A 26298-nucleotide genomic window follows, 5' to 3' on the forward strand; every position below is an offset into this window, starting at 1 on the left:
CAAATTTGCATCATTTTAGTTCATCGCGTATTTTTTGTATGCAATGTTGTATACAAGATCCATGAAATAATCAGAGTCCTTGATTAAATATAATTAAAAACAATTGCTTATTGTGTTGGCATAAAAATTGAATAACTCCACCCAGTAAAAATCACAATATTGATGGGTGGAGAGGAAGATGCAAAATAAATTGTCGATGTCCGTACTGATGGCTGCCATGATGGGAATCGGTCTGGTCGGCTGTTCAAAACCAGCAGACAAAACAGAACAAACCAAAACAGAAACCAAGACGGCACCCGCAACCAGTGGCGACACCATTAAAGTGGGAATCCTGCATTCACTTTCAGGCACCATGGCGATTTCAGAGACGTCGCTGAAAGACACCGCCTTGATGACCATCAATGAAATCAATGCCAATGGTGGAGTACTCGGTAAAAAATTAGAACCAGTGATTGTTGACCCTGCGTCGGATTGGCCATTATTTGCAGAAAAAGCCCGTCAGTTGATTACCCAGGATAAGGTCGCAGTCATTTTTGGCTGCTGGACATCGGTTTCGCGTAAATCGGTGCTGCCTGTGGTCGAAGAGTTGAATGGCTTGTTGTTCTACCCAGTGCAATATGAAGGCCAAGAACAATCTAAAAATATCTTCTATACCGGTGCAGCACCGAATCAACAAGCGATTCCTGCGGTTGAATATTTGATGGGGGATGAAGGCGGTAAAGCAGAACGTTTTGTGTTGCTCGGCACCGATTATGTCTATCCACGCACCACCAATAAAATCTTACGTGCCTTCTTGAAGTCGAAAGGCGTGGCTGATGCCGACATCATGGAAGAATACACCCCATTTGGTCACAGCAATTATCAAACCATTGTTTCCAATATTAAGAAGTTCTCTGCGGGTAAAAAGACTGCGGTGATCTCGACTATTAATGGCGACTCCAATGTGCCGTTCTATCGTGAATTGGGTAACCAAGGCATTAAAGCATCCGATATTCCAGTCATGGCCTTCTCTGTAGGTGAGGAGGAATTACGTGGGATCGATACCAAACCATTGGTCGGTCATTTAGCAGCATGGAATTATTTCATGTCGGTGAAAAATCCGAAGAACACCGAGTTTGTGAATAAATTCAAACAATATGCAGTGCAATACAAATTGCCAAATGCTGACAAAGTCGTGACCAACGATCCGATGGAAGCGACCTATGTCGGAATCAATATGTGGAAGCAAGCCGTTGAAAAAGCAGGCACGACTGAGGTCGACAAAGTCCGTGATGCGATGGCGGGTCAGACTTTTGCTGCGCCATCGGGTTATACCCTCAAAATGGATGAAAGCAATCACCATCTACATAAGCCAGTGATGATTGGGCAGATCCGTGCGGATGGTCAATTCGATGTGGTCTATAAAACACCGCAAACCATCAAGGCCGAGCCTTGGAGTCCGTATATCCCGAAATAAAGTTTTTTCGCCTGCTGTGATGTATTGGCAGCAGGCATTTTTATTCTGATTTTTTTTGATCTATTTAAAACCGTAATAATAAGGGGAGTTCTATGGCGAAACACTATGTTTTGGCACTGCTCTGCATCATGGCACAGATAATGTTTAGTCCTGCATGGGCAGAAGCCACATCCGCAACAACCGTGACGTCTACAGCTTCTCAAGATGCGATTCAGACCTTTGTGAAGTCCGATTTTGCGACGCGTCGTGCCATGCTCAATCAATGGCCTGCCAGTATTGAACAACTGGATCAACTGGTGGCCTATATAGATCAAAATGAGCTGTATACCGACAGTGCAGGTAATACCTATCTGTTAAAAAATGATGACAAACTGTTCAGTTACCCCGCACAGCAAGCCATTGAAAATTGGCCTGCCGATCTCACCCAAGTCACTTTGGTCAATACTTTACGCAAGGCGCTGAATTTTGGTCAGGCCAAGGCGAAACTCAATTCAACCGATGCTTCACAGCGTTTGGCTGCGGTGGATATCTTAGAAAATAATTTGGCTGAACTTGACGTGACGATGGTGAAGCAGCTGTATCTAAATGAAAAAAATGATCAGGTCAAAGCACGTTTAGCACAGCTCAAAGCCCGTTTGGATTTTAACAGTGCTGATGCGTTTACCCAGCTTGAAGCCGTAAAAGTCTTGGCGGATTCCAATCGTCCTGAGGTGTTTGCCTTAATCACTCAAACTTTAGAACAACCACAAAGCAATCCTGCATTGAAGGCAGCGTTGTTGGATGCACACAATAAAATAAAAACCCGTCTGCAAATCAGCGAGTGGTCAGGTCATATCTTTTCTGGCCTCAGTACCGCCAGTATTTTATTGCTTGCAGCGCTTGGTTTGGCCATTACCTATGGTCTGCTGGGTGTGATTAACATGGCCCATGGTGAGCTGATCATGATTGGTGCCTATACCACTTATGTAATCCAGAGTTTTTTTAAAACCCATTTTGCGGGGTTGGTGGATTGGTATTTGTTGGCGGCAATTCCTGCGGCTTTTCTGGTCAGTGCCTTGATCGGGATGTTGATTGAACGCACCGTGATTCGTCCGCTCTATGGTCGACAATTGGAAACCTTGCTCGCCACCTTTGGGGTGAGTCTGATCTTGATGCAATTGGTGCGGATGGTATTTGGTGCGCAAAATGTCGAAGTCTCCAATGTGGCATGGCTGAGTGGTGGAATTGCGCTCACACCGAGTCTGATGTTGCCCTATAACCGTATCGCGATTATTGGCTTTACTGTTGCGGTGTTATTGCTGTTGCTGTTTTTACTCAATAAAACCCGTTTTGGTTTATTCGTTCGAGCCGTGACCCAAAACCGTCAAATGGCACGCGCTGTGGGTATTCGTTCTGCACGAATTGACATGATGGCCTTTGGACTGGGCTCAGGCTTGGCAGGGTTGGCAGGCTGTGCTTTGGCGCAGGTGGGTAATGTTGGCCCAGATCTCGGGCAAAACTACATTATTGATGCCTTCCTTGTGGTGGTGGTCGGTGGTGTTGGTCAAGTCTGGGGCGCGGTATTGGCAGCCCTCGGATTGGGCATTAGTGGCACGGTGCTGGAAATTGGTTTAGGTGCAGTGCTGGCAAAAATTATTCTCTTGGTTCTTGTGATTTTGTTTATCCAAAAGCGTCCACAAGGTTTGTTCGCCATCAAAGGCCGTTTTGTGGAGTAAGCCCATGAAAATCACTTCTTTATTTGCCGACAAACCGTATAGCGCCGTGGCGATTGCAGTTTGTTTCGGTGTGCTCTTATTGTTGCCGTGGTTGCATCTATTGTCGCCTGATTCGGCCTTTTATCTATCCGCTTATTGGATCACCTTGATTGGTAAAATCATGTGTTTGGCCTTAGTGGCTTTGGCACTGGATTTGGTCTGGGGCTATGCTGGCATTTTGAGCTTGGGGCATGGTTTGTATTTTGCTTTGGGCGGTTATGCCTTTGGCATGTACCTGATGCGTCAATCCGCAGGCGATGGGCTGCCTGATTTTATGCGCTTTCTCAGTTGGACGGAGTTGCCATGGTATTGGGTCGGTACCGAGCATATTGCCTGGGCCTTGGCTCTAGTCATTCTTGTCCCTGGTCTGATCGCATTTATTTTTGGTTTCTTTGCCTTTCGCTCCAAAATCAAAGGCGTGTATTTTTCGATTATTACTCAAGCCATGACCTTTGCTGCAGCGTTATTGTTCTTCCGTAATGAAACAGGCTTTGGCGGTAATAATGGTTTTACAGGCTTTAAAACAATTTTGGGTTTTGATATTACCTCTGCACCAATGCGCGCAACGCTATGCTTTTTGACGGCATTGATGTTGATGTTGTGCTTCCTTGGTCTGCGCCAACTGATGAATCGTCCTTATGGAAGGGTCTTGGGTGCAATTCGTGACAGTGAAAATCGCTTGCAATATCTTGGCTATCGCACGCTGTGGTACAAGCTGTCGGCATGGGTATTGTCGGCGGTGATTGCGGGTATTGCTGGGGCGTTATATGTGCCGCAGGCGGGCATCATCAATCCCAGTGAAATGAACCCCGTCAACTCAATCGAAATGGCGGTGTGGGTGGCTGCGGGTGGACGCGGTACTTTGATTGGCCCGATTTTAGGGGCTGGTTTAATCAATGCAGTGAAAACCTATTTCACGGTGGCTGCACCAGAGGCATGGTTATTGATCTTGGGCGCGCTGTTCATTGTGGTGACCTTATTCTTACCTAAGGGTGTGATTGGTTTATTTGACCGTTTTAAAAAGGAGCGTGATTAAATGAGTGATGTATTAATAGACTCAGCTCAACATGGCGGTCAACTGGGCGAGGGCTATGGTCGTGCCAAGCCACAAGGTGCGGATTTTAGCCACGGCATAGCCTTGTATCTGGAAAAAGTCAGTGTCTGGTTTGACTCATTTCAGGCTTTAAATGACCTGTCGCTGTACATTGCCGAGGGCGAATTACGCTGTATTATCGGGCCAAATGGGGCGGGTAAAACCACCTTGATGGATGTGATTACTGGTAAAACTCGTCCGACCACAGGCACGGCATTTTTTGGGCAAAACTATGATCTTGCCAAAATGAGTACCGAGCAAATTGCCGAAGCGGGCATTGGTCGAAAATTCCAAAAACCAACCGTATTTGAAAATTTTACCGTCATGGAAAACCTGCTATTGGCTGCACCACGAGATAAACGGGTGAAAAAAAGTTTATTTTCCCGTTTAGATCCAGAAGCGCAATTGGCTTTGGATGAAAGTCTGGAACAGATCCGCTTACAGGAATTTGTGCAAAAGCCAGCAGGGTTACTTTCACATGGACAAAAACAGTGGCTGGAAATTGGCATGTTGCTGATGCAACGACCGCAGTTAATTTTACTGGATGAGCCTGTTGCTGGTATGACCGATGCTGAAACTGAGCGCACCGCTGAACTGTGTCTGGAGCTGAAGAAAAATCATACTCTTGTGGTGGTCGAGCATGACATGAGCTTTATTGACACCATCAGTGAGAAAGTCACGGTATTGGCACAAGGGGCAATCTTGGCCGAGGGTACATTGGCAGAGGTTCAGGCCAATGAAGATGTGATTGAAAAGTATTTAGGACGCTAGGAGAGACACATGCTAGAAGTGAAACAAATCAATCAATTCTATGGTGGCAGTCATATTCTGCGTGATGTGTCTTTTAACGCGCCTGTGGGGGAGTGCAGTGTGGTCTTGGGGCGCAATGGCGTGGGCAAAACCACCTTGCTGAAGTGCCTCATGGGAATTCTGCCGATTAAGTCAGGGCAAATTTTGCTAGATGGCAAAGACATCGCCAAAATGTCGCCTGAGCAACGGGTGCGAGCAGGTTTGGCCTATGTGCCGCAAGGTCGCGATATCTTTTCAACTTTAACGGTAGAAGAAAATATTTTAATTGGCATGGCGAAATTTTCAGGAGCTAAGACCCGTAAAGTGCCAAGCCATTTATATGAGATTTTCCCTGTGCTGGATGAAATGAAACATCGCCGTGGTGGTGATTTATCCGGTGGGCAACAACAACAGCTTGCCATAGCCCGTGCTTTGGCTTCAGAGCCGAGTGTTTTGATTTTGGATGAACCGACCGAAGGGATTCAGCCCTCGATTATTAAAGATATTGGCCGGGTGATTCGTAAGCTGGCCGATCAGGGCGAAATGGCGATTATTCTGGTAGAGCAGTTTTATGACTTTGCCGAGGAGTTGGCAGATGCGTATACCGTGATGGCGCGTGGGCAGGTGATTGCGCAAGGGCGGGGGGAGGAGATGCCTGAGAAGGGGATTCGGGAACTGGTGGCGATTTAGTATCAATCTCTACATATTACTATTTAGAAAAGTAGATATTAAAAAATGATTATCTTTACGGAGTTATACCAAGTCGTTTTCTAATTTCTAAATAAGCCTTCGGCTGGAGTTACTTTGGTTTTGCCCAAAGTAACCAAAGGCATTGTCATTCACAAAACCTGTTCAATTCTTGGATTTTTTCTATTGTTTCGCAGAAACAATATCTTTCAAAGATCACGCAGGTTGTGAATGACGTTTCCGAGTCTCATACTTTTTCTTAAATTTTTTGTTGAGTTTGGGTGTAAAGATCATTCATTTGTTTTCCACTTTATAAAACGTGCCGCCAGCATAGACATTGTGTCCAAAGCCACATGAGGACTCACCACTGTTTTGTTCAACTTCAATTTTTTGTCCAAGCTTTGCATCATTGGCAAATTGAAGTTTGATCTGACAGTCTTCATAGCGATAGCTGGCTTGCTTTGACTTGAGTGGCATGGTCGTTTCGAATTGCCCCATATTCGGACCATAGATCAAACCGCGCAGCCCGAAGTAGTAGCCATCGAAGGCGATCTGATATTGATTCTGTTTTTTGCTGACCTTGAGATAATCCCATTGTCCAAAACCATTGGCACGGACATAAGTCCCTTGTAGATCAGAGGATATTTTAGGTTTAGGCAATTGTTTTAAGTTGTATTGACTAGTTTTCGAGTCTTTATCTCTGAGAAACCAAACGCTTGCCCATTGCGGTTTGCCTAATTTGGCATAACTCAAGCCGACATTGTTGTTGGCAATTTCAATGTCTCGGTCACTAACCTGAATGCCACTTTCGTCAGCATTGGCCTGACAGAAATGTGCCCATGCCGCTTGATCTTCAAATTGTTTGGCAGCTTTGAGATATTGCTTTTGATCGTAAAACTTTTTACCTGCTTGCGCATATTGTTTCACTTTGGCGCAACTCTGTTGCAATTCTTGTTCAAAAGAAACTTCGGCAAAGCTCGCGCTTGAAACGATTGCAATGGAAAGGCACAGACCGAGTTGAGATGTTTTAATCATTTTGGCTATTTTTTGAAATCAAGTATTGCTTTCATTCTAAGCCACAATTTAGTGGTAGGACAGTAGGGTAAAAGTGAGCTTTTTATTGAGATTCTGTGAGTTGCAGTTGCATCCAGACCAAATCCCGCCATGTCCCAAACTTTTGTCCAACCTGTGGCATATAACCTGTTTGAATAAAGCCAAGCTGTTCATGTAGCACTATCGAGCCCTTATTTTCACTATCAATGGCAGCCACCATGATATGCATGTTTTGCTGTTTTGCCAGATGAATCAGTTGTTGCATCAGGGCCTTGCCCAGACCTTGGCGTGCATAGCTGGGGTCAACAAACACAGAATGTTCAATGCTTTGACGATAGCCGCTGATGGTTCGAAAGGCGGTGTAATAGGCATAAGCAGCGACTTGATGGCTATTCAGGTCTTCAACCACAATCATGGGGAAATGCTGTTGCTGCATGTTCTGGAAGCGTTGTTGATAATCCGCAAGTGAAACAGCTTGATCATTCCAGTTCGCCGTGCCATTGAGAATCTCTGCATTATAGATGGCAAGGATTGTCTCAAGGTCATCAACGGTGGCAAAACGAATCTTGAAGGGTGCAGCTACACATGATGGGGCAAGCGTGGCATTTATGGACATAGGTAAAGGTCATCACATCAATCAATAGATACAGCGTTGATAGAACCAAAATCAACGATGCTTAATATTCGGTGATACACATAAAAACAGCAAGGAATTCCTTGCTGTTTTTTAACATTTTAAAGCGTTTAGAAGTGGTATTTAATTAAAGCGCTGACGTTGTTTTCGTCACGGTTTTTCATACCGAATTTGTTATTCCAGACCGAGTGCTCTACACCTAAGTAGAGACGTGTATCTGGTGAAATATGTTTACCCAGATTCCATTTGTATTGCGTGGTCCAGTTCAATTCGCTGGCGTGATCTTTTTCGCCAGTCGACCAGTCGAGGAAGCCATCAACCAGAAAATCTTCATTTGATACTTTAAATGGCAAAGCATAAGCGATGGTCATTTGATAGTCATCAGCAGTTTTTTCATTGTTGGCGCGATAGAAGTTGACATTCATATATTGAAAATATGGCACTGCAAGATCGAAGCCGACACCATACAAGAAGTTATCAAAACTAGAGAAATCATCGTTATTGCTTTCCCAGGTGGTAGAGATCAATACATCTTTAATTGGGCCAAACGCAAGTTTCTGACCTGAAATTTCACCTAGGCTTAAACGAGGAGAAAGCTCGAAATACGTGCTTTTATGATCATCGCTGCCGCGCATACGATCCATAAAGAAAAATACATCGGCATATTTGACTTTTGCCGCATACTCAATGGTCAACGTTGTTTGTTTTTTATCAACAACTTCATAGTTTTCACCATATAGTCCAGTCAAGCTAAAGTCTTGCCAAATCGGCTTTGCCTGCGCAAAAGTTGCTGTTGATCCTAATAAACATACCGCTGTAAGTTGCTTCAATTGCATTTAAAAAATCTCCCCCCAAAAAGGCGTGTAAAGCATACAAGGTATTAAGCAAAAATAAAGTCAAATTTGACCAAATGAACAAAAGAATTGTATATGGCAAAAGCGGGTAATTCAGGTGGTAAAAATAACGCTCTTTTTGCTGAAGATTTCATCAAAATGTCAAAAATCAGCTTGCATATTTGTGAGGAAAGACAGATATTGAAGTTATAGAAGATCTTCTTACATACTGAAAAGCAACAGATGCAAGCGAGGAGACAACAGGTATTTACATAATCAAAATATACAACTGCACTGAATGATCGCATGCTCAAAGCGTGCCAAATAAGAAAGTTTTGTAGCACCGTCTCACAGATAAGAGAGGAAGATATTTATGAATATTGAAATCCGTACAGATAAAAACATTCAAGGTAGTGAACGCTTAATCAGTTATGTTCGTGCAGAACTTACACAAGAATTTCAGCGCTATAGCGAGCGTATTACACATTTTTCGGTTCATATTAGTGATGAGAACGGGGAGAAAACGGGCGATCATGACAAGCGTTGTATGATTGAGGCCCGTCCAGCAGGAATGAAACCTGTTGCAGTGACACATAAAGCAGCAAATATTGATAATTCGATTCATGGTGCGATTGATAAACTGAAACGTAGTTTGGAGCATCTCTATGAGAAAAAAGAGCATCACCGTGGTGGTTTACCCGAATATGTTGATGTCGATGATGATATAAAAGTAGATGATGAGGCCTAAGAGGCAACGCATAAAAAAAGCCCTGTGTGGGGCTTTTTTTATGCGTGTATCAAATTTATACATGATTTTTTAGATGCTTTTATAAAATCCTGTCAGGATATTCGGCATAATAGACCCATTAAAAAATATTGTGAGAAATGGTCATGTTAAATAAGCAGCAGCAGGCCTTGGTGCAAGCCATACAACAACTCGATTTAGACCAAGTGCGAGCTTTACTTGCTGAAGGACTTGATCCGAACTTTATTGACCCCGAACAAGGCCCTCCGGTTTCCATCATTTGTGATGGTTTATTTGTGTGGTGGGAACAAATCTGTGAGGCCTATGAAGCTGGAAAACCATTGAGCGAAAAAGAAAAGCAACAACAGCTACAAGTTTATTTAGACATTTTAGACGCGCTCATTCAAGCCAAAGCCAATTTACATTTATGGGACGCAGAAGAATTTTATGGTCCGCTTTGGGATGCAGCCAGTTCTGCCTGCGTACCTGTGGTCCAACGTTTACTTGATGAAAAAGTAGATCCGAATACCCGTGATGAAGAAGGTCTCACCGTTTTATCATCGATCAGTCAATTATTTTTTGATTGCGAATTTGATGAAATTGATTGGTCTGAATCATTGCAGGAAGAGCGTGCAACATTGGAGTTGCTACGTCAACATGGTGCAAAAATGTCAAAAGAGCTCAGCGCATAAGCTAAGCCAGCAAAATACAAAGAGGAATATGATGAAAACATTTCAAACATTGAGCTTGGTTACAGCATCGATGCTGGCAAGTACGGCTTTTGCGGCTGACTTTTCTTTTGATCGTCCTGGTTCGGGGATCAGTACGGGGATTACCCCTGTAGGGCAGTTAGCTTGGGAGCAGGGTTTGCCAACCGTCAGCTATCATGAGGGGAGTACCAATGGGGTCAAAGACAAGACCTTAACCTTGAATGGTGACATGTTATTGCGTACTGGTTTAGCAGATGGCCTGGAATTGCAACTCGGTTGGCAAGGGCCTGTTTGGCAGCAATACAAACGTGCAGGGACGACTAAAGAAAGCAATGGTTTAGGCGACGTCAGCATTGGTTTGAAAAAAGCGATTGATTTAAAAGATGATCGTTTATCGATGGCATTATTGGCTAAAGCGATTATTGCAACGGGCAATGATGAATTCACGGCCCATGATGATATCTATAGCTTGACTTCAGCTGTGTCATATAAGTTCAGTGATTTAATTGATACCTCGATTACTATGCGTTATGAAGCGCAGAACAGTAATTGGGCGGTGACTGCAATTCCAACCATTGGCTATAAAATTGCCGGGAAATTATCGGGCTATTCTAAATTCGTTTACCACAAAGCAGAGAGCCAAGACTATGAATATGGTCTCGGTACGGGCCTGATTTATGCCTTGAATAACCGTATGCAATTGGATGCCAGTGTTGGAGTGGATCTCAATGGAGATCGAAAAGGCTATAACGGTGGCTTCGGCGTATCGGTTTTATTCTAACCATAATACTCCTGAATTCTCTTAAATTCACTTCTGCATAAGTGGCAGGGAGACTCAGGAGAATAACAGTGAGATCATCATGAAAATGTCTGTTCAAGGTGGGCATCGTTTCCCGCTGATGCGTTGGTTCATAGGAACCATTTTGCTGTTATGCGGGGTTTTGACTTACGCGCAAGCGAATTCATCAACAGCTTTGCTGAGCCCTGAACAGGCATTTGCATTTACAGTTGAATCGACGCAGTCGAATCAGGCCCGTTTACATTGGTCTATTCAGCCCAATTATTATCTGTATCAGCATAAATTTGAAGTACAACAAGGCAATCAGCCACTTGTATTAACATTGCCTAAAGCGGTCGAACAGTATGATGAGAACTATGGTCATAGCCAAGTCTATTATCAACAAGCTGAGTTTAGCATTCCGACTCAGGCATCACAGCATTATCGGGTGACTTGGCAAGGCTGTGCCAAAGACCGGATTTGTTATCCTCCGCAAAATATTGAATTCCAGACCGATGCCGATGGCCTGGTTAGTGTTCAGAATGTCAGTGCAAATACTAAAAAAAGCTTTTTAGATGCGGCTCGCTCATCGAGCGCCTTAACTGTTCAAGCAGCAAGCAATGATGACATGCAAGCCGAGCCAACTGCACAAAGCTCAAATTCAAATCATTCGGCTGGTATGGCACAAGACCAAAAATGGTCCAGTGCACTTGAACAGCACTCCTTGGCCTATAGTCTTTTACTGTTCTTGGGCTTAGGGATTTTATTGGCTTTTACCCCATGTTCCTTACCAATGTTACCCATTTTGACCTCCTTGATTGTACGAGACAATAAAGGGGTGAAAGCATGGTCGATTGCACTCACTTTTGTGGTGAGTATGGCTTTGGTCTACGCCGTATTGGGCTTGATTGCATCGGCAGCAGGACTAAATTTTCAGCGTTGGTTACAACAACCTGCCACCTTGATTGCGTTTAGCTTATTGTTCGTGGTATTTGCGCTTAATTTATTTGGCTTGTTTGAGTTAAAACTGCCACAGAACTGGGTCAATCGACTCGATCAGATGCAATCCAACCAAAAAGGTGGCACCTTGGTGGGTGCCAGTGTCATGGGCATGATTTCAGCCCTGTTGGTGGGGCCCTGTATGACTGCACCTTTGGCAGGAGTGTTACTGTTTATCTCGCAAACGCAGAACCAATGGCAAGGCGCGCTGTTGCTGTTTACACTGGGTTTTGGTATGGGAATTCCCTTGCTGCTCGCCAGTGTATTGGGAGCAAAAGCCTTACCCAAAGCTGGCGACTGGATGAATCAAATCAAGGTGATTTTTGCCTTTTTGATGTTGGCATTGAGCATTTATTTTATTCGTCCCTTATTGCCCGAACTGGCGATTCAGGTTCTGAGCCTGATGCTCGGTTTGGCCTTTATTGTTTATGCGGCGTATCGTCTATTTGGACAGAAATCTAAATTGCAATGGCTGTATGCAGTGTTGCTGATTTTAGCGATTCCAGCATTGGCGTTTAACCAATACCAACATATTCAAAATCTCAGCTCGGTTCAGGCAGATAAATTGGCGGATTGGCATGTAGCACAGACGGCAACTGAATTTCAGCAAATCCTTGCTCATGCGCCTAAAGATCGTGGCATTGTGATCGATGTCTATGCGGACTGGTGTGTGGCATGTCAGCCGATTGAGCACCGCATTTTAAAAGATGCAGAGGTACAACAAGCGTTATCGGGCTATTATCTGGTTAAACTGGATTTAAGCCACTACGATGCATCACATCAAGCCTTGTTGGCACAGTGGGATATTTTAGGACCACCCACTTATTTATTTTTAGATCAGCAACAACAAGAAATTCGCTCGCTACGCTTAACTGGTGCATTCCAGAAAGCTGAGCTATTACAGCAACTGGCTTTCTTTAAAGGGAAACAATAACAATGTATCAGCTCTTTATTGGTAATAAAAACTATTCAACCTGGTCGATGCGTCCGTGGATTTTATTCACACAAGCGGGGATTTCCTTTCAGGAGCATGTGATTCAGTTCGATAGCTTTGAAGCAGATAGTCAATTTAAAACAGAGATTTTAAAGCTGAACCCGACAGGCAAAGTTCCTGCATTGCTGAATGGTGAGCTTATGGTGTGGGACAGTCTGGCGATTTGTGAATATATTGCCGAGCAGCATCCTGAACTTGACCTGTGGCCACAAGAAAAAGCCTTACGTGCACGGGCGCGTTGTATCAGTGCAGAAATGCATAGTAGCTTTCAAAGCTTACGCAATTTGTGTCCGATGAATGTAGAAGCTGATCTGACGCATATCGGCAAACAGCTTTGGGCAGAACATGCGCAGTTGCGCACCGATGTGGCGCGGATTGACCAGATCTGGTCACAACGTCCGAATGCAGACGGTTTTTTATGTGGTGATGCGTTTAGTATCGCAGATGCCTTTTATGCACCTGTGGTGATGCGTTTTGAATGTTATCAACTGCCACTTTCCGCATCTAGCCAAGCCTATGCGCAAAAAATCTTGTCTTTGGCATCAGTACAGCAATGGATTGCAGAAGCCAAACAAGAACAGATGTTCGTGCCTTTTGATGAGCCCTATCGTCAACACCGTGAAGAATTTTTGAAAGGTGAATAGCGCTTGGACCATAAAGGCGTAGCAAAGCCTTCATGCTGTTAACTGCTGATCAGATCCGTAAAAATTCTCACCTGATTGCGGCCAGCGGCTTTGACCGCATACAGCGCCTGATCGGCTTGGCTGATAATCAGGTGAGGTGCATCGGCACTGAGTGAACTGCTGATGCCAAAACTGGCGCTGATGACAAATTGCTGTTTTTGCTCGGTGATAAAATCTAGCTGTGTTATTGCAAGACGACAACGTTCTGCCACATTGTGTGCTTGTGCCGTGGTGGTGTTGGGCAGTATCAGAATGAATTCTTCTCCGCCAAAACGACCAATTACATCTTGATCACGCAGATTATGGGTGAGACATCTGGCCACTTGCACCAAGACTTGATCCCCCATGCTGTGGCCGAAGTGATCATTAATACTTTTAAAATGATCCAGATCGAGCAGGATAATTGAATATAAGGGATCAGGCTGCTGATGTAATTTCTCTAAATAGCTGTCGATACTGCGTCGATTGAACACATTGGTTAACGGATCCAGACGGCTGAGGATCTGAATGGTCATTTCCCGTTTTCGCCATTGTGTCAGCAAAATTTCAAACAGAAACAAACAGGCCAACATGATCGGCAATAAGAAAAACATCATGCTACCGACCCAAAACGGGTGCATGGGAACTTGATTAAGATGTTGCATGTTAAACAGCGGTGCGTAGCTTAGAACCCCAATCATGCTTAAATAATTACAGAACAGTAGCGCCAGTGTTGCTGGAATGAGCGCACAATACACCATTCTACGGTCAAACAGTACTAAGCCCACACCCACAACACTGACATAACCCACCATTGTTGCCGGACTAAAGCTTCCGACTAAATAGCTGTTATGGCAGAGCATCGCAGTAAAAATCTGTACGCTGAGAATTGGTAAAAAGCTTTGTGCCCAAAGTTGTTCTCTAAAAATATGGCAAGGAATGATCAGCAACAACAGAATGCCCAGCATAAGCAGACTGGTCGATAATTGCGAACGTACCAGATTCAAATGTACCCATTCTGAATACTGTGGATTGAGCAAGACAAAAATGTCCCAGCTGATCCAGAACAGATTCATAAAAGCGGCAAGTATCAGTAATAAAATACTTTTTTTGAGTATGGTCCAATTGACGACAATATGATGTTCCCAAGAAAGCCGAAAGCCCCATCTTTTTGTGTCAGTTGACCGATTAAAACGAATCTTGACCATTGGCATGCATCCTTTTATGCAATGAGATTCCCAGCAACTGTAGATTTGTCCTCAAAATATCGAACAATGATTATTGAAATAACAATAGCATCTTTAGAATGAGAAAAAAGTCGGGTGGTCAGGTTTTAGTGCAAATCAGGACGGGAAAAATGCCTCAAAAAATAGGCTATGATCTAAATATCCAATCATTTTTATTTTCTAATGACAAAATTGAATTAACAGTGACAATGGTCAGACATAGCTGACCATTTTTCACACGATTTTATTTTAATCAATCCCGATCAAGTGCATGAGCAAATTCAGCAATATCAGCCAGAGCCTGTTTTGCTTCAGGGAACCATGCATTAAACATCTGGAAGTTATGCCACATGCCCGTATACAGTTTGAAGCTGACATCGACATCGGCTTGCACGGCTTTTTCTCTAAAGCGTTTTGAATCATCTAATAGGATTTCTTTAGAGCCGACTTGCACCAAAGTGGGCGGCAGTCCTGTTAAATCATCAAAGAGTGGTGAAACACGTGGATCATCGGCTTGGATACTATCCGTCAGATAATGATTGATGCCGGCTTGCAAGGCTTCGATTGACAGCAGTGCATCATGTTTCTGGTTAAAACGTAGCGATTCGCTGGTCAAGGTCAGATCAAGATAAGGTGACATTAGAATCAGGCCACTTGGCATCAACCCTGGCTGCTGTTTGAGACGTAAACATAAGGCCAAAGCCAGATTGGCACCACAAGAATCACCTGAAATAATAATATCTTTTGGTTTAATGCCTTGTACCAGCAAGGCTTGATAAACATCAAAAATCGCATCAATGGCTTCAGGAAAGGGATGCTCGGGCGCAAGAGGATAATCAACATGAATGACTTGCATCTGGGTACGTGCGGCGATATCGGTCATCAAGGCACGATGGGTATTTAAACTCCCTAAGAAGAACGCGCCGCCATGGATATGGAAAATCAGCTGAGTTGCCGTAGCTTGCGCCTTAATTTCCTCACCGCGTACACCTGCCAGACGTATTGAACGGATTTGTACCGTCGGATCGTGTGGAAATACGCGACACAGTTGATCCAGAAGAGGACGTAAAGCATTGGGAGCCAAGTTAAATTGACTTGGTGTCCGGATTGCCGCTTTAAGTAGAGATTCAGTAAAATAATATTTCCAAACAGTAGCAAGTTTCATAATTTTTCCATATTGTTAGATCAGTATCGGAATAAGAATATTCTTGAAGATAAGCGATGCCTAAGCGTTACGATAAAAACTGAAAAAATTGTGCGCTACGTCACCCTTACTCAGGTTATACCAAATAGTCATAATCAAGAATTGCAATATTGATCGAAGTTCTCAATACTCTGAGTTTGAAAGACCCCTTAAGGATATTACAAAAATGAAGAAAATTGCTTTAGCATTTGGATTGCTTGGTTTAACAACTTTTGCCAATGCGGCAGATGCGCTGAACGGCAGTGTTTGGCAGACGATTGATGATGAAACAAAGCAGCCAAAGGCAATCGTGAAATTTACGGAACAAAAGGATGGAACACTGACTGCATCTATTCAAAAATATTTAGTTGCAGATCAGGAAAATGCCTGCTCTAAATGTGAAGGAACCTATCACAATAAGCCATTGAAAGGTTTAACCATTGTACATGGTCTTAAAAATGTCGGCGGGACAAGCTATGACAATGGTTCGATTATTGATCCTAAAAACGGTAAAACCTATCGATTAAAGGCTGAAATCCTAGAAGGTGGCAAGAAGCTGAAATTACGTGGCTATATTGGTGTTGCGGCTTTAGGTCGTAACCAGACTTGGATTCGCACCAACTAAGCAAGATTGAATAATAAAAAACCGAGTCGTGAGACTCGGTTTTTTATTATTGTAAGATGGTGTTTAGGCAGATAAATCCTGATAGACGACTTCATCAAAGCCAATCACAAAACCTTGTGGTGTTTGCAGCACTGGGCGCTTGATCAGGCTAGGCTGCGCGATCAGGGTTTCAATCAGGTTCTGCTCATTACTGGTCGCATGTGTTTGCTGATCTGCGCTTAATTTGCGCCAAGTAGTGCCTTTTTTATTCAGTACTTTGTCTGCACCGATCTCTTTCAGCCAAATCGCCAAAGTTTCTGCATCAATACCTTGTTTTTTGTAATCATGAAATTCGTAATTGATACCTTTGGCTTGTAATGCATCAAAGGCTTTCTTCATCGAATTACAATTTTTAATGCCATAAATTTTAAACATGTGAAAAACCATAGAAAACAATAAAAGAGATGGCTCAAAGCCTAACGTAAAAGTAGGGGAGTGTACCAGTTGAAATTTTTGATTAGGTTGATCGGCCCTGATTATGAAATAGAAATGATAATATGCTTTGATTACACATGCTTCAGACAGGTCAAACAAAGAAAACGAAGTTCTAGAAAAGAGAAAACCCGCATATAATCTTCCTGATTATGCGGGTCTCATTTCAACGTCCATTGTCTCATCCATGCAAATAAACTTAATCTAAGTTTATTTTATCTTCCTACGGCTTCCTATCCCTTTTTGGTCATCCTGACCGCTTCCTTGTGCCGTGAAGCTATAATGCCGTTCTAGCTGTGAAATAAAAATATACAAAAGCGACAAGTTCTGTAAGCTAAAGAAGCGACCTAAGTGAACAAGTGTTCACTTATTCGTGTATTTTATAGTCGATAATTACCGGTGCATGGTCGCTAAACCATTGTTCTTTATACACCCACGCATTTGTTGTACGTGCTTTCCAGTCTGGAGAGCAGGCTTGGTAGTCGATACGCCACCCAACATTTTTTGCACGCGCTTGACCGCGATTTGACCACCATGAATACAATTCTGCTTCAGGGCGAACTTCGCGGAAGGTATCCACATAACCCAACTCATCATAGATATGATCGAGCCAAGCACGTTCATGTGGCAATACGCCAGATGATTTCTGGTTACCTGACCAGTTTTTAATATCGATGCGTTTATGCACGATATTGTAGTCCCCGCAGACAATGATTGATTTATTTTCATCTCGCCACTGTTTGAGTATTTTGGCGTATTCTTGTAAAAACACGTCTTTGCGTGCTTGCGCTTCGTCACCGCTTGATCCTGATGGCAAGTATAACGAGGCAATATGAACAGTTTGTGACAGACCTAAATCAAATTCAGCAGTAATAAAACGGCCCTGAGAATCAGCGAGTTCAAAGCCTAAACCATCTTTTACCGATACGAATGGCAGACGACTATAAATCGCCGTACCTGCATAGCCTGCACGTTCAGCAGGGAACAGATGGGTATACCAGCCTTCAGGTTTAAATTTATCGGTCCATTGCTCATGGGTGATGCGGCTTTCCTGCATACATACCACATCGGCACCTGACTGTTCTAACCATTCGAGCAGGCCTTTGGTGACTGATGAGCGCAAGCCATTTACGTTAATTGAAACGACTCGAAGAATTTTTACATCACTTGGATAGCTATCCTTTGGTATCATACGTCTGTTTAACCTCAATTGAAGAATTTGGAGCACTTTATATGACAACGCCTGTGTCATTTCATCCGCAAGCTTTTATCGAACTCGCATTATCACGTGGAGTGCTTAAATTTGGTGAGTTTACCTTAAAATCAGGCCGTGTCAGTCCTTATTTCTTTAACGCAGGTTTGTTAAACGATGGTGAAGCACTGTCGTTGTTAGCGCAAGGCTATGCCGATAAACTGGTGCAGTGTGACAATGTTGGTGTGATCTTTGGCCCAGCGTATAAAGGGATTCCTTTTGTCGCAGCAACAGCGGTGGCGTTGTCTCAAGTGCATGGCAAAAGCGTACCGTGGGGCTTTAACCGTAAAGAAGCTAAAGATCATGGTGAAGGTGGTGTGTTGGTGGGTGCATCGGTTGCAGGTCAAAAAGTTTGGATCATTGATGATGTGATCACTGCGGGAACGGCAATTCGTGAAGTGGTCACCATCTTGAAAAATGCAGGTGCTGAAATTGCTGGGGTATTGGTTGCGCTAGATCGTCAAGAACGTGGTCAAGGTGAGCTTTCTGCGATTCAGGAAGTGCAAAAAGAACTCGAAATTCCAGTTCATGCTCTCATTACCATGAAAGATTTGATGGATTATCTGGATGCGAAAGGCGAAAAAGACGCTTTGGCTAATATGCAGGCTTATCGTGAAAAATACGGCATCTAAGTTTTAGATGTGAACGAAAAGGAAGCTGAGGCTTCCTTTTTTATTATAAGGGCCTAAGTTTAATTTTTTTATAAATTGCTGCTTTTTTCTTAAAATAAAATATAAGACCATTCCAAAAAGCAGCCCTAATATAATTGAATTTATTCCAAAAATTTTTATATCAGATATTGTAATTAGAAAAGTGAGTATTGCTGGTTCTTGTTCGCCTTTTACACTAAAAGCATCTAAGAAACTATTTATAAGTGTTGATAATAACGCTAAACCAGCTAATGTGATCACGAATTCTTTAGGAAATAAAAATAACAATGATGTTATGGTAGCACCTAAAATACCAACCAAGACGTAAAAAAAGCCTGCAATAACAGAAGCGATGTAGCGTTTACTTTTATCTTCATGTACATCAGGGCTTAAGCATAATGCAGCACTTATAGCAGCTAAATTTGTTGAAAATGCCCCAAACGGTGCAAAAATGGTATTGAAAAAACCAGTTATTCCAACGGCTTGATTTGTAGGGCAAGGATAACCAAATGATTTGATTATGGAGACTCCAACTAGATTTTGAGAAACCATTGTGATAATGAAAAGTGGAATAGCGATATTCCAAATAGAATGAAGGTTGAAAATTGGATTAATAAATATAGGCTGTGCTAATTCAAATGATATTGGTATATTGTTTAGACCTCCTTGGTAAAGGGTAAAAAAACGCCTATAGTTAATGTTGTTAATATGCTATATCTTGGAACGAATACTTTGCTTAAAAAGTATGAAATAGTCATTGCTATGATTAAACTGGTATTTTTTGAATACATTTCAATTATTTTTAAACAGAAAGGAAGTAATATTCCAGCTAGCATAGCTGATGTAATTGTAGTAGGGATGTGGCTAATTATTTTTTAAATAATGATGAAAATCCAGCTATTGTAATTAGTAGGCCACTTATTATAAATGCTCCGACAGCTTCATTTAAGGTGACCTGATGGCCATTAATTGCTAAATATGCTGCACCAGGTGTAGACCAAGCGGCAATGAGTGGAATCTTATAATAAAGGGATAGAACTATACTTGATAATCCGAGTGTTAAACCAAGTGCCCAAATCCATGATGCAATTTCTGCTGAATTCGCTCCTAAAGCAGTAGCTGCTTGAAAGACGATAATAATCGAGCTGGTCACACCCACAAGGACTGTAGTGAAACCAGCTGCAAACGCGGAAACTGAAAAATCTTCGATAAAGCTTTTAATATTCATCTAGAACAAATTTTTTTCGTAAGTTACTTCTGCGTTAGAAGTTGTGTAAAAGTTCATTTTTTCCCAAAACTTATTTGCAATAGCATTATTCTTTTCTACAAACAGAAAGTAACGTGCTATACCTCTATTTCGAAGCTCTATCTCAAATTTATTGACTAATACTGTTCCTATACCATATCTTCGATAAGCATTATTGATAGCGACATGATTTATTGTAGCTCGGGTTCCCAAAGTTCCACCGATTAGGATAGCTACTATTTGATTAAACTCATTACTTGCTGTAACAATAATAGTATTAGGCTCTTGTATAATTTTTTAAATTTATCTATAGAACTTTGGGATACAAACGATACTTCTGAATGATGACTAAAAAAATTTACAATATCTTGGGGAGGCATTGTTTTTCCTAAATGATATTTAAAATTATCTTCCTTAGATTTTGGTGGCATAATCGGTCCCCGGTCGAGAAAATGAAACAGCAATAATTTGGCGATATGCATTTTCCTGTGTAGCAGTTGTTGGTGTTACGTAGTGAAGCATTTCTTTATCTAGGAAAAAAGTCGTATCTAATATTTGACTATAAGTGGTTGCTGCTAATTGATTTTTATCCTTGTCAAACAGTTGACTTTCCGCACCATTAACGTTTTCTCTTCCCCAGAAATGTACACCACTGTAGGGATAGCCATCTGAATGGATACCTTCTGGTGTGATTTCTAAAGTTTTGTTTTTATATATTTCAATTCTTATTTGATGGATTTGGCATTGCCAAATTTCTTTCTTTAGGTTTTCATCTAATAAGCCAGAGAAAATTTCAAAATTAATATCAATTAGTTGCTTTAAAATAGGATGTTGTATTATTTCGGTCTCGAAATCTCCAAAATGTCTATCTTTTCCCCCTACATATTTATTTAATTCTGTAGATTGATGGTATGGCCTATGCTCAAGTTGGCTAATTTGTTTTGTGACAGGGTTATAGTCAAAGTCACTATATCTTCTGAATCGTCGTCCTGAATCTTTTTGCCCAAAATAGATATCCTCTGGCATATTTTCCCAACTTTGACTAAATTCAATGAACTCAAAAAACCTCCTGAAAGTGAAAATGATTTTCCTGTTACATTAGAAAAGCCAAATTCTTTTATTTCATTAATAACTTTCTCTTTTCTGTTGATTCAATTGATAGCATTATTTTTTTCGCTTTTTGGCTGGTTGTTAATTCGTTTCAATATTATATATTTTAATGGCTATGTAAAATTTATTTTATCAAGTGGTTGGTTTTTCTATTTGTTTTTTACACATAAATCTTTTTGTTGTCATTTTGGGTCTTTTTTGAAAAATTTAATTTTTTATTTTTCATGAATAACAATATATTATATTTTCTTTTTGTTAAAAAATAAAAAAATTAATATTTATTTATTTTGGCATTTTTGTTGAGAATAATTGATTAATATGTTTTTGTATGGAGTGTCAAAGTTTTTGCTGATTTTTTGTGATTAATAATGTGAAATTTAAACTTAAACATTCTGATCCAACATCGCAGGCATCAAGATTTCTTTAACACAGCTTGCCTTCGTGGTTGAAAGAATAAAATGAATCGCCTGAATCACATCGGATAATGGAATAAGAGAGAATTTAGTTTCTTCTAAAACATCTTGAGTAGGTTTATCAATCTCATATTCACTGGCCAGATAGCCCAAGTTCAGTACACTGACCCCAATCAGGTGTTCACGTAAGATTTCTCGTAGTGATTGTGCAATGCCCCTTAGAGCAAATTTGGTAGCGGAGAAAACAAGTTCTTTACCGTTATGATTATCAACACCCCAAGTGGAACCGATCAGAATAATTTTGGCATTATCTGAGAGTTTTAGATTTTCAATAAGAGATTGAATCGACAGGATACAGGTGCTGATATTGGTATGAATGATTTGGTTGATTTCAGCAGCAGAAACATTTTCAAAATTATAGTTGTTGCTAAAAGCCTGTTGTTCCCAAATACCAACGTTATAAATCAGTACATCAATTTTTTGCTGTCCAATTGTTGTTTTTACATCGCTTACAGCCTGCTCTGGTTTGGACAGATCAGCACAAATCCAGTTTACGTTCGGAATTTCTTGTGGTTGTGTGCGAGAGACACCATAGATGGTATCTGTTGGCTTTGGTACAGCTTGAACAATGGCTTTGCCTAGACCTTTGCTGACGCCGTATATGAGAAACGTTTTATTTGAGTTATCCATCCATCTATCCGTACTTTTTGGATTAAAAAAGTAACTATAAAAGCTCAAGTTGGCTTGAGGTCAATAGAGTTATTTGTATGGCGTGACTCAAAGGTGTTTAAACAGTTGGGTTGTAGTATGTTAGATTCTGGAAGATTTTAAATTTTTAGATTTAACCTAAATTACTTTCACTTCTTAATGTTTTGAAAGAAGCTGTTTGATGGACAATAAAAGTATGGATTATATTAAAAATTTATATCAATCTTTAAGTGAGAGAAAGCGTCCAGAAGATATTGCAGAAGTGATCAAAAACTATATGTCAGATCACTATAGCGTTCGAGAACGTATAATTTTAGAAAAAGCCGCACAGCATGCTTTAGTACGTAGACATATTCCCTATACATCAATGCCGGAAGATTTTAGAAAAATAGTGGGAGCAGAAAAACAGCTTTTAAAAGCTAGTGAGCTTTTTGATGTGTCGTTATATACAAATTTTGATTATTGTGATGTTGGAGAGATCCAATCTGCTCTAGAAGAAATAGAGATGCTGGTAAAAAAAGAAATTGGGAGTAATAATTTTATTCGCGATAGATTAAATAAAAATGAAAGGAAGAAATCGAATATACAGCTTTCAAAGCGGCAATATAATAAACGATGGAGATTGTTAAAACGTATCGAAGAGAAGCAAAAAAAACTTCAGAAAGAATTACATAAACTGGAGTTTGAAAAAATTGCAAAGCATGGATTAGCCCATCACCTTTCTTATAGTGAGTTTGCTCAGGATGCTGATAGCGCATGTTTTATTGCTTATTATACAGCACGTTGTAATTTACGTAGTGTATTCACTAATACGTCCCAGGAACGTCCATTTGATGAAATTTGTGAAATGCTTTTAACTAGGTGTCGTTTAAATTGTCCAATTACTACCAATTGGTGGGCCATTTCTCATGTTTATATTTCTGACTTTGTTACAAGTCATCTAACTGAAGAGCAGAAAGGGTTACTTCTAGGGCGTTGGACATGTATCCTTGAGGAAATTTCTAATTTTTTACATGATCTATGGTTGAAAAATAATATTAATAGGCAAACTATGATTGTGAAAAAGGAAATGATTCTTCAACATGGAACCATGCAGCTGGGGCTTGGAATAAAGCTCGTGATCAATGGATGCATCTTATATATGCTTTAGGTTTGGAAATAATATTAGAAAATATATGTATAGGTAAGGTATTACGGTTAATGGCTGGAGATATAGCGGCATGGCATTTAGAGTCAAAAGGGACTCTGGACCCTGATACCTATGTTTGGAATGAACTTCCTTTACCATGGGAGGTTTTGCAGGGACGTGTTGTTTGTACAAAAGATGATATTATAGTTCAGTGCTTAAAAGTTAATTTAGATCCAGAAAAATCTGGTTGGATTGCACCTAAATCACATTCTACTGTACAGTTTAAGACAACACCTGAATTGGTCCATGGTGTAGAAATTAGTAGTCCATTTTTAGCTAGTATATTAAAAAGAAATAAATTTTTTTCAGGTAAAGGGTAGGTTAGTTCAGTGGTAGAACGTTCGGCTCTCTTATCCGAATGGACGCAGGTTCGAGCCCTGCACCTATCCATCATTCTTTGATATTTTTAACTATGTTATTGTTTTATTTATTGTAATTAATGTGGGGTGTTGAAAGCTTCCTCACACTTCTTACATTCCAACATCACCCCTAATTTCTCATTCCGCCCTTGCTCGGTTAACACCCAAGGGCGATTCTGCCAAGGCGGGCTATGACGCACATGTTGCCCATGCCCACAGGCGAGATCAGCAACCCAATGTCCTTCCTCATCGAGATGAAAACCGACAATGGCTTGCTGCATTTAATTTTCCAGAGACTCGAGTTTAGATTGTTCCAAACCCTTTAAAAAACGATGGCATAAGTTATGAATCGCCAGCAGATCATTCGGGTCCATATCCAATGAGCAGGCGAGTTTAAACGGGATCAGGGTAATGTCATCTTTTGACGCCAGCGCTTTTTCCAGCAAGATCACTTTTTTCATCCGCTCATCTTCTTTGACCGCAACACGCTTTAAAAACTGCTTTTCTTCGAGTTTTTTAATAATTGGTGTCAGCGTTCCAGAATCAAAAAAAGTCTTTTGTCCAATCTCAGACAACATCACATTGTCTTGCTCATACAAAGCCAGCAATACAATAAATTGCGGATAGGTCAGATCATATTCCTGCAGCAAAGGGCGATACTGGCGAATCATCGCATTGGTCGCGGAATACATGGCAAAACACACTTGGTTATCCAAAAATGAAACGTCAGCCATGATGATCTGTCCTCGACTCGGTTGTTGAACATTCAGTATAAATTGGGTTGCTCAAAAAGTACATTGTGCATAATAAACTTGTGCACAAGATAATTGTGTGCAATATTAAGTAAACGAGCTGAATGATTCAGTAAACGATTTTGAGTACATCCACCATTGGATAGATAGAAGAGAGAGCACCTATGAGCAAGATTTATGATTTTCAGGCTGAACTGTTAGAAGGCGAACAAAAGAAACTTGCAGATTACCAAGGCAAAGTTTTATTGGTGGTGAATACCGCAAGCCAGTGTGGTCTAACGCCACAATTTGAAGGCTTGGAAAAGCTATATCAGGACTATCAACAACAAGGGCTCGTGATTCTTGGTTTTCCATGTAACCAATTTGCCAACCAAGATCCATCCAGCAATGAAGAAATCGGCAGCTTCTGTCAGCGTAACTATGGCGTATCGTTTCCGATGTTTGCCAAGGTTGATGTGAATGGCCCAACCGCACATCCCTTATATCAATACCTCACTTCTGAAGCCAAAGGTTTATTAGGCAGCAGTATTAAATGGAACTTCACCAAATTTCTGATTAATCAAAACGGTGAAGTGGTTAAACGCTACGCCCCAATCACCAAACCTGAAAAAATTGCCAAAGATATTCAAAAGCTTTTGCGATAAATAGCCTAGAAAATGAGGAAGATGGAAATAACTGGTCTACGATGCATCCACTGGTGATTTCCTCTTCCGAAACAAATTAAATCATAAAGCTGAATATTTTTAATATGTTGTAATTAATTGAACAAAATAGATTTTTTAATCTTTAAGATTTATACAAGTTGTTTCACGATTGACCGCAAACTTCGCTATACTTTTTGCCAAGATTAAAAATACGAGCGTCAGAATATGCGTGTACTGGTGGTGATGGACCCGATTGAAACTGTGAATCTTAAAAAAGATTCAACCATGGCGATGTTATGGGCGGCCAGCCGTCGCGGACATGAATTGGGTTATGCATTACAACACGATTTATATATCGACCAAGGCAAAGCCTTTGGCCTGATCTCACCGCTGAAAGTATTTGAAGACTATAACCATTACTATGAGCTAGGCGAAAAACGCAAAGAGTCGTTGGCGGATTACGATGTGGTGTTGATGCGTAAAGACCCACCGTTCGACATGAACTTTGTCTATACCACTTATATTTTGGAACAAGCCGAGCGTGAAGGGGTGTGGATTATCAACAAGCCACAATCGCTACGTGACTGTAATGAAAAGTTATTTGCCACGCAGTTCCCAGAACTACAAGTGCCAACTTTGGTGACTTCTCAACAAAGCCTGATTCGTGAATTTATCAAAGAACATGGTGATGTGATTGTAAAGCCTTTGGATGGCATGGGGGGTATGGGGATTTTCCGCCTATACCAAGATGGGGTGAACATTGGTTCGACCTTGGAAATGCTTACGGAAATGGGCACACGTCCAATCATGGCGCAACGTTATATCCCTGAAATTGTGGAAGGTGATAAGCGCATCTTGATGGTCAATGGTGAGCCGATTCCATATTGCTTGGCACGTATTCCGCAAAATGGTGAAGTGCGGGGGAACTTGGCGGCAGGTGGCTTAGGTCAGGCCCGTCCACTGACTGAAAATGATAAATTGATTGCCGCAAAAGTCGGTCCATTCCTGCGTGAAAAAGGGCTGGTCTTTGTGGGTTTGGATGTGATTGGCAATTATGTGACTGAAATTAACGTAACCAGTCCAACCTGTATCCGTGAGATTGATGCACAATTCGGGACGTCAATTGCCGATGATCTTTTCACGGTGCTCGAAGCAGGTCGTAAAAACTAAAAAAGTTGTATTTTTGACCAAATTGCCCATTTGCATTTCACTGAAATTGGAAGGTAAATGGGCTTTTCTCTATCGACAGAACCTTGTTTTTAACAAAGAATCGAAAAAAGCCA

The 26298-nt window shown here is 41.3% G+C and carries 28 protein-coding genes, 1 tRNA gene and 1 pseudogene; 17 read left to right on the forward strand and 13 right to left on the reverse strand.

The features are described from left to right. Positions 1-178: 178 nt before the first annotated feature. From urtA to urtE, 5 genes are all read left to right on the forward strand, one after another. Positions 179-1456 carry an urea ABC transporter substrate-binding protein gene (urtA, locus tag NQU59_RS04010; RefSeq protein WP_257065143.1) on the forward strand — a complete coding sequence of 426 codons (1278 nt, stop codon included), beginning with the start codon at positions 179-181 and terminating at the stop codon, positions 1454-1456. 92 nt (positions 1457-1548) lie between these two features. After that, positions 1549-3171 carry an urea ABC transporter permease subunit UrtB gene (gene urtB, locus NQU59_RS04015; RefSeq protein ID WP_257065144.1) on the forward strand — a complete coding sequence of 541 codons (1623 nt, stop codon included), beginning with the start codon at positions 1549-1551 and terminating at the stop codon, positions 3169-3171. A 4-nt stretch (positions 3172-3175) separates the two neighbouring features. Beyond that, entirely contained in the window at positions 3176-4246 is a 1071-nt protein-coding gene (gene urtC / locus NQU59_RS04020; protein WP_251115862.1) for an urea ABC transporter permease subunit UrtC, read from the forward strand. Then, positions 4247-5074 (forward strand): urea ABC transporter ATP-binding protein UrtD, encoded by an 828-nt coding sequence (urtD, locus tag NQU59_RS04025; RefSeq protein ID WP_257065147.1) that lies wholly within the window; start codon positions 4247-4249, stop codon positions 5072-5074. Between the two features lie 9 nt (positions 5075-5083). Then, positions 5084-5782, forward strand: coding sequence for an urea ABC transporter ATP-binding subunit UrtE (urtE, locus tag NQU59_RS04030; RefSeq protein WP_004776300.1), 699 nt, complete (start codon positions 5084-5086; stop codon positions 5780-5782). Between the two features lie 291 nt (positions 5783-6073). On the opposite strand, the gene NQU59_RS04035 is transcribed toward urtE, so the two are convergent. The 3 genes from NQU59_RS04035 to NQU59_RS04045 form a co-directional block, all read right to left on the reverse strand. After that, complete coding sequence (locus NQU59_RS04035) at positions 6074-6814, reverse strand: hypothetical protein (RefSeq protein WP_257065148.1); 741 nt, start codon at positions 6812-6814, stop codon at positions 6074-6076. Between the two features lie 82 nt (positions 6815-6896). Further along, entirely contained in the window at positions 6897-7448 is a 552-nt protein-coding gene (locus NQU59_RS04040; protein WP_257065149.1) for a GNAT family N-acetyltransferase, read from the reverse strand. A 128-nt stretch (positions 7449-7576) separates the two neighbouring features. After that, the gene (locus NQU59_RS04045) at positions 7577-8302 is read right to left on the reverse strand and encodes an outer membrane protein OmpK (RefSeq protein WP_005238090.1); all 726 of its coding nucleotides are present in this window, start codon (positions 8300-8302) and stop codon (positions 7577-7579) included. Positions 8303-8672: 370 nt separating this feature from the next. On the opposite strand from NQU59_RS04045, the gene NQU59_RS04050 reads away from it, so the two are divergent. The 5 genes from NQU59_RS04050 (at position 8673) to NQU59_RS04070 (ending at position 13169) form a co-directional block, all read left to right on the forward strand. Then, positions 8673-9047 carry an HPF/RaiA family ribosome-associated protein gene (locus NQU59_RS04050; protein WP_005238092.1) on the forward strand — a complete coding sequence of 125 codons (375 nt, stop codon included), beginning with the start codon at positions 8673-8675 and terminating at the stop codon, positions 9045-9047. Positions 9048-9190: 143 nt separating this feature from the next. Then, a complete protein-coding gene (locus NQU59_RS04055) occupies positions 9191-9736 on the forward strand; it encodes an ankyrin repeat domain-containing protein (protein WP_005238094.1) in 546 nt (181 codons plus the stop codon). Between the two features lie 31 nt (positions 9737-9767). Beyond that, entirely contained in the window at positions 9768-10535 is a 768-nt protein-coding gene (locus NQU59_RS04060; protein WP_257065150.1) for a transporter, read from the forward strand. Positions 10536-10614: 79 nt separating this feature from the next. Further along, positions 10615-12465 (forward strand): protein-disulfide reductase DsbD, encoded by a 1851-nt coding sequence (dsbD, locus tag NQU59_RS04065; protein WP_257065151.1) that lies wholly within the window; start codon positions 10615-10617, stop codon positions 12463-12465. 2 nt (positions 12466-12467) lie between these two features. Further along, positions 12468-13169, forward strand: a complete 702-nt coding sequence (locus tag NQU59_RS04070) for a glutathione S-transferase family protein (protein WP_257065153.1) — start codon at positions 12468-12470, stop codon at positions 13167-13169. A gap of 38 nt (positions 13170-13207) precedes the next feature. Here NQU59_RS04070 and NQU59_RS04075 read toward each other — a convergent pair whose 3' ends face one another. Beyond that, on the reverse strand, positions 13208-14395 hold the full coding sequence (locus tag NQU59_RS04075) for a GGDEF domain-containing protein (RefSeq protein ID WP_257065154.1): 1188 nt from the start codon (positions 14393-14395) through the stop codon (positions 13208-13210). A 271-nt stretch (positions 14396-14666) separates the two neighbouring features. Next, positions 14667-15578 carry an alpha/beta hydrolase gene (locus tag NQU59_RS04080; RefSeq protein ID WP_257065155.1) on the reverse strand — a complete coding sequence of 304 codons (912 nt, stop codon included), beginning with the start codon at positions 15576-15578 and terminating at the stop codon, positions 14667-14669. A gap of 205 nt (positions 15579-15783) precedes the next feature. On the opposite strand from NQU59_RS04080, the gene NQU59_RS04085 reads away from it, so the two are divergent. Beyond that, entirely contained in the window at positions 15784-16221 is a 438-nt protein-coding gene (locus NQU59_RS04085; RefSeq protein WP_005238113.1) for a DUF2147 domain-containing protein, read from the forward strand. A gap of 63 nt (positions 16222-16284) precedes the next feature. On the opposite strand, the gene NQU59_RS04090 is transcribed toward NQU59_RS04085, so the two are convergent. Both NQU59_RS04090 and NQU59_RS04095 read right to left on the reverse strand, forming a co-directional pair. Further along, on the reverse strand, positions 16285-16635 hold the full coding sequence (locus NQU59_RS04090) for an arsenate reductase (RefSeq protein WP_257065156.1): 351 nt from the start codon (positions 16633-16635) through the stop codon (positions 16285-16287). Between the two features lie 424 nt (positions 16636-17059). Further along, positions 17060-17884 carry an exodeoxyribonuclease III gene (locus NQU59_RS04095; RefSeq protein WP_005270296.1) on the reverse strand — a complete coding sequence of 275 codons (825 nt, stop codon included), beginning with the start codon at positions 17882-17884 and terminating at the stop codon, positions 17060-17062. Positions 17885-17925: 41 nt separating this feature from the next. On the opposite strand from NQU59_RS04095, the gene pyrE reads away from it, so the two are divergent. Further along, positions 17926-18576, forward strand: a complete 651-nt coding sequence (pyrE, locus tag NQU59_RS04100) for an orotate phosphoribosyltransferase (RefSeq protein ID WP_005209496.1) — start codon at positions 17926-17928, stop codon at positions 18574-18576. A 3-nt stretch (positions 18577-18579) separates the two neighbouring features. Here the strand turns inward: pyrE and NQU59_RS18830 are convergent. From NQU59_RS18830 to NQU59_RS04120, 4 genes and pseudogenes are all read right to left on the reverse strand, one after another. Further along, positions 18580-19822 (reverse strand): annotated as a pseudogene (locus NQU59_RS18830) (benzoate/H(+) symporter BenE family transporter). Then, the gene (locus NQU59_RS04110; RefSeq protein WP_306436585.1) at positions 19823-20134 is read right to left on the reverse strand and encodes a GNAT family N-acetyltransferase; all 312 of its coding nucleotides are present in this window, start codon (positions 20132-20134) and stop codon (positions 19823-19825) included. A 120-nt stretch (positions 20135-20254) separates the two neighbouring features. Beyond that, the gene (locus NQU59_RS04115) at positions 20255-20866 is read right to left on the reverse strand and encodes a 2OG-Fe dioxygenase family protein (RefSeq protein ID WP_257065158.1); all 612 of its coding nucleotides are present in this window, start codon (positions 20864-20866) and stop codon (positions 20255-20257) included. Positions 20867-21333: 467 nt separating this feature from the next. Further along, complete coding sequence (locus NQU59_RS04120) at positions 21334-22053, reverse strand: SDR family oxidoreductase (RefSeq protein WP_257065159.1); 720 nt, start codon at positions 22051-22053, stop codon at positions 21334-21336. Positions 22054-22267: 214 nt separating this feature from the next. On the opposite strand from NQU59_RS04120, the gene NQU59_RS04125 reads away from it, so the two are divergent. The 3 genes from NQU59_RS04125 (at position 22268) to NQU59_RS04135 (ending at position 23650) form a co-directional block, all read left to right on the forward strand. Next, positions 22268-23221 (forward strand): hypothetical protein, encoded by a 954-nt coding sequence (locus tag NQU59_RS04125; protein ID WP_257065160.1) that lies wholly within the window; start codon positions 22268-22270, stop codon positions 23219-23221. Next, the gene (locus NQU59_RS04130) at positions 23200-23580 is read left to right on the forward strand and encodes a hypothetical protein (protein WP_257065161.1); all 381 of its coding nucleotides are present in this window, start codon (positions 23200-23202) and stop codon (positions 23578-23580) included. The genes NQU59_RS04125 and NQU59_RS04130 overlap by 22 nt, the downstream gene beginning before the upstream one ends. After that, a tRNA-OTHER gene (locus tag NQU59_RS04135) sits at positions 23575-23650 on the forward strand. Before NQU59_RS04130 ends, NQU59_RS04135 begins: the two co-directional genes overlap by 6 nt. A 46-nt stretch (positions 23651-23696) precedes the next feature. On the opposite strand, the gene NQU59_RS04140 is transcribed toward NQU59_RS04135, so the two are convergent. Then, positions 23697-23900: a DUF3565 domain-containing protein gene (locus tag NQU59_RS04140; protein ID WP_257065162.1), complete on the reverse strand. Its 204-nt coding sequence runs from the start codon at positions 23898-23900 to the stop codon at positions 23697-23699. Beyond that, positions 23901-24353, reverse strand: coding sequence for a MarR family winged helix-turn-helix transcriptional regulator (locus NQU59_RS04145; RefSeq protein ID WP_257065163.1), 453 nt, complete (start codon positions 24351-24353; stop codon positions 23901-23903). A gap of 182 nt (positions 24354-24535) precedes the next feature. On the opposite strand from NQU59_RS04145, the gene NQU59_RS04150 reads away from it, so the two are divergent. Continuing rightward, entirely contained in the window at positions 24536-25015 is a 480-nt protein-coding gene (locus tag NQU59_RS04150) for a glutathione peroxidase (RefSeq protein WP_257065164.1), read from the forward strand. A gap of 225 nt (positions 25016-25240) precedes the next feature. Next, positions 25241-26185 carry a glutathione synthase gene (gene gshB, locus NQU59_RS04155; protein ID WP_257065165.1) on the forward strand — a complete coding sequence of 315 codons (945 nt, stop codon included), beginning with the start codon at positions 25241-25243 and terminating at the stop codon, positions 26183-26185. The last annotated feature ends 113 nt before the right edge of the window (positions 26186-26298 follow it).

This window comes from Acinetobacter colistiniresistens, assembly GCF_024582815.1.
GTDB lineage: Bacteria > Pseudomonadota > Gammaproteobacteria > Pseudomonadales > Moraxellaceae > Acinetobacter.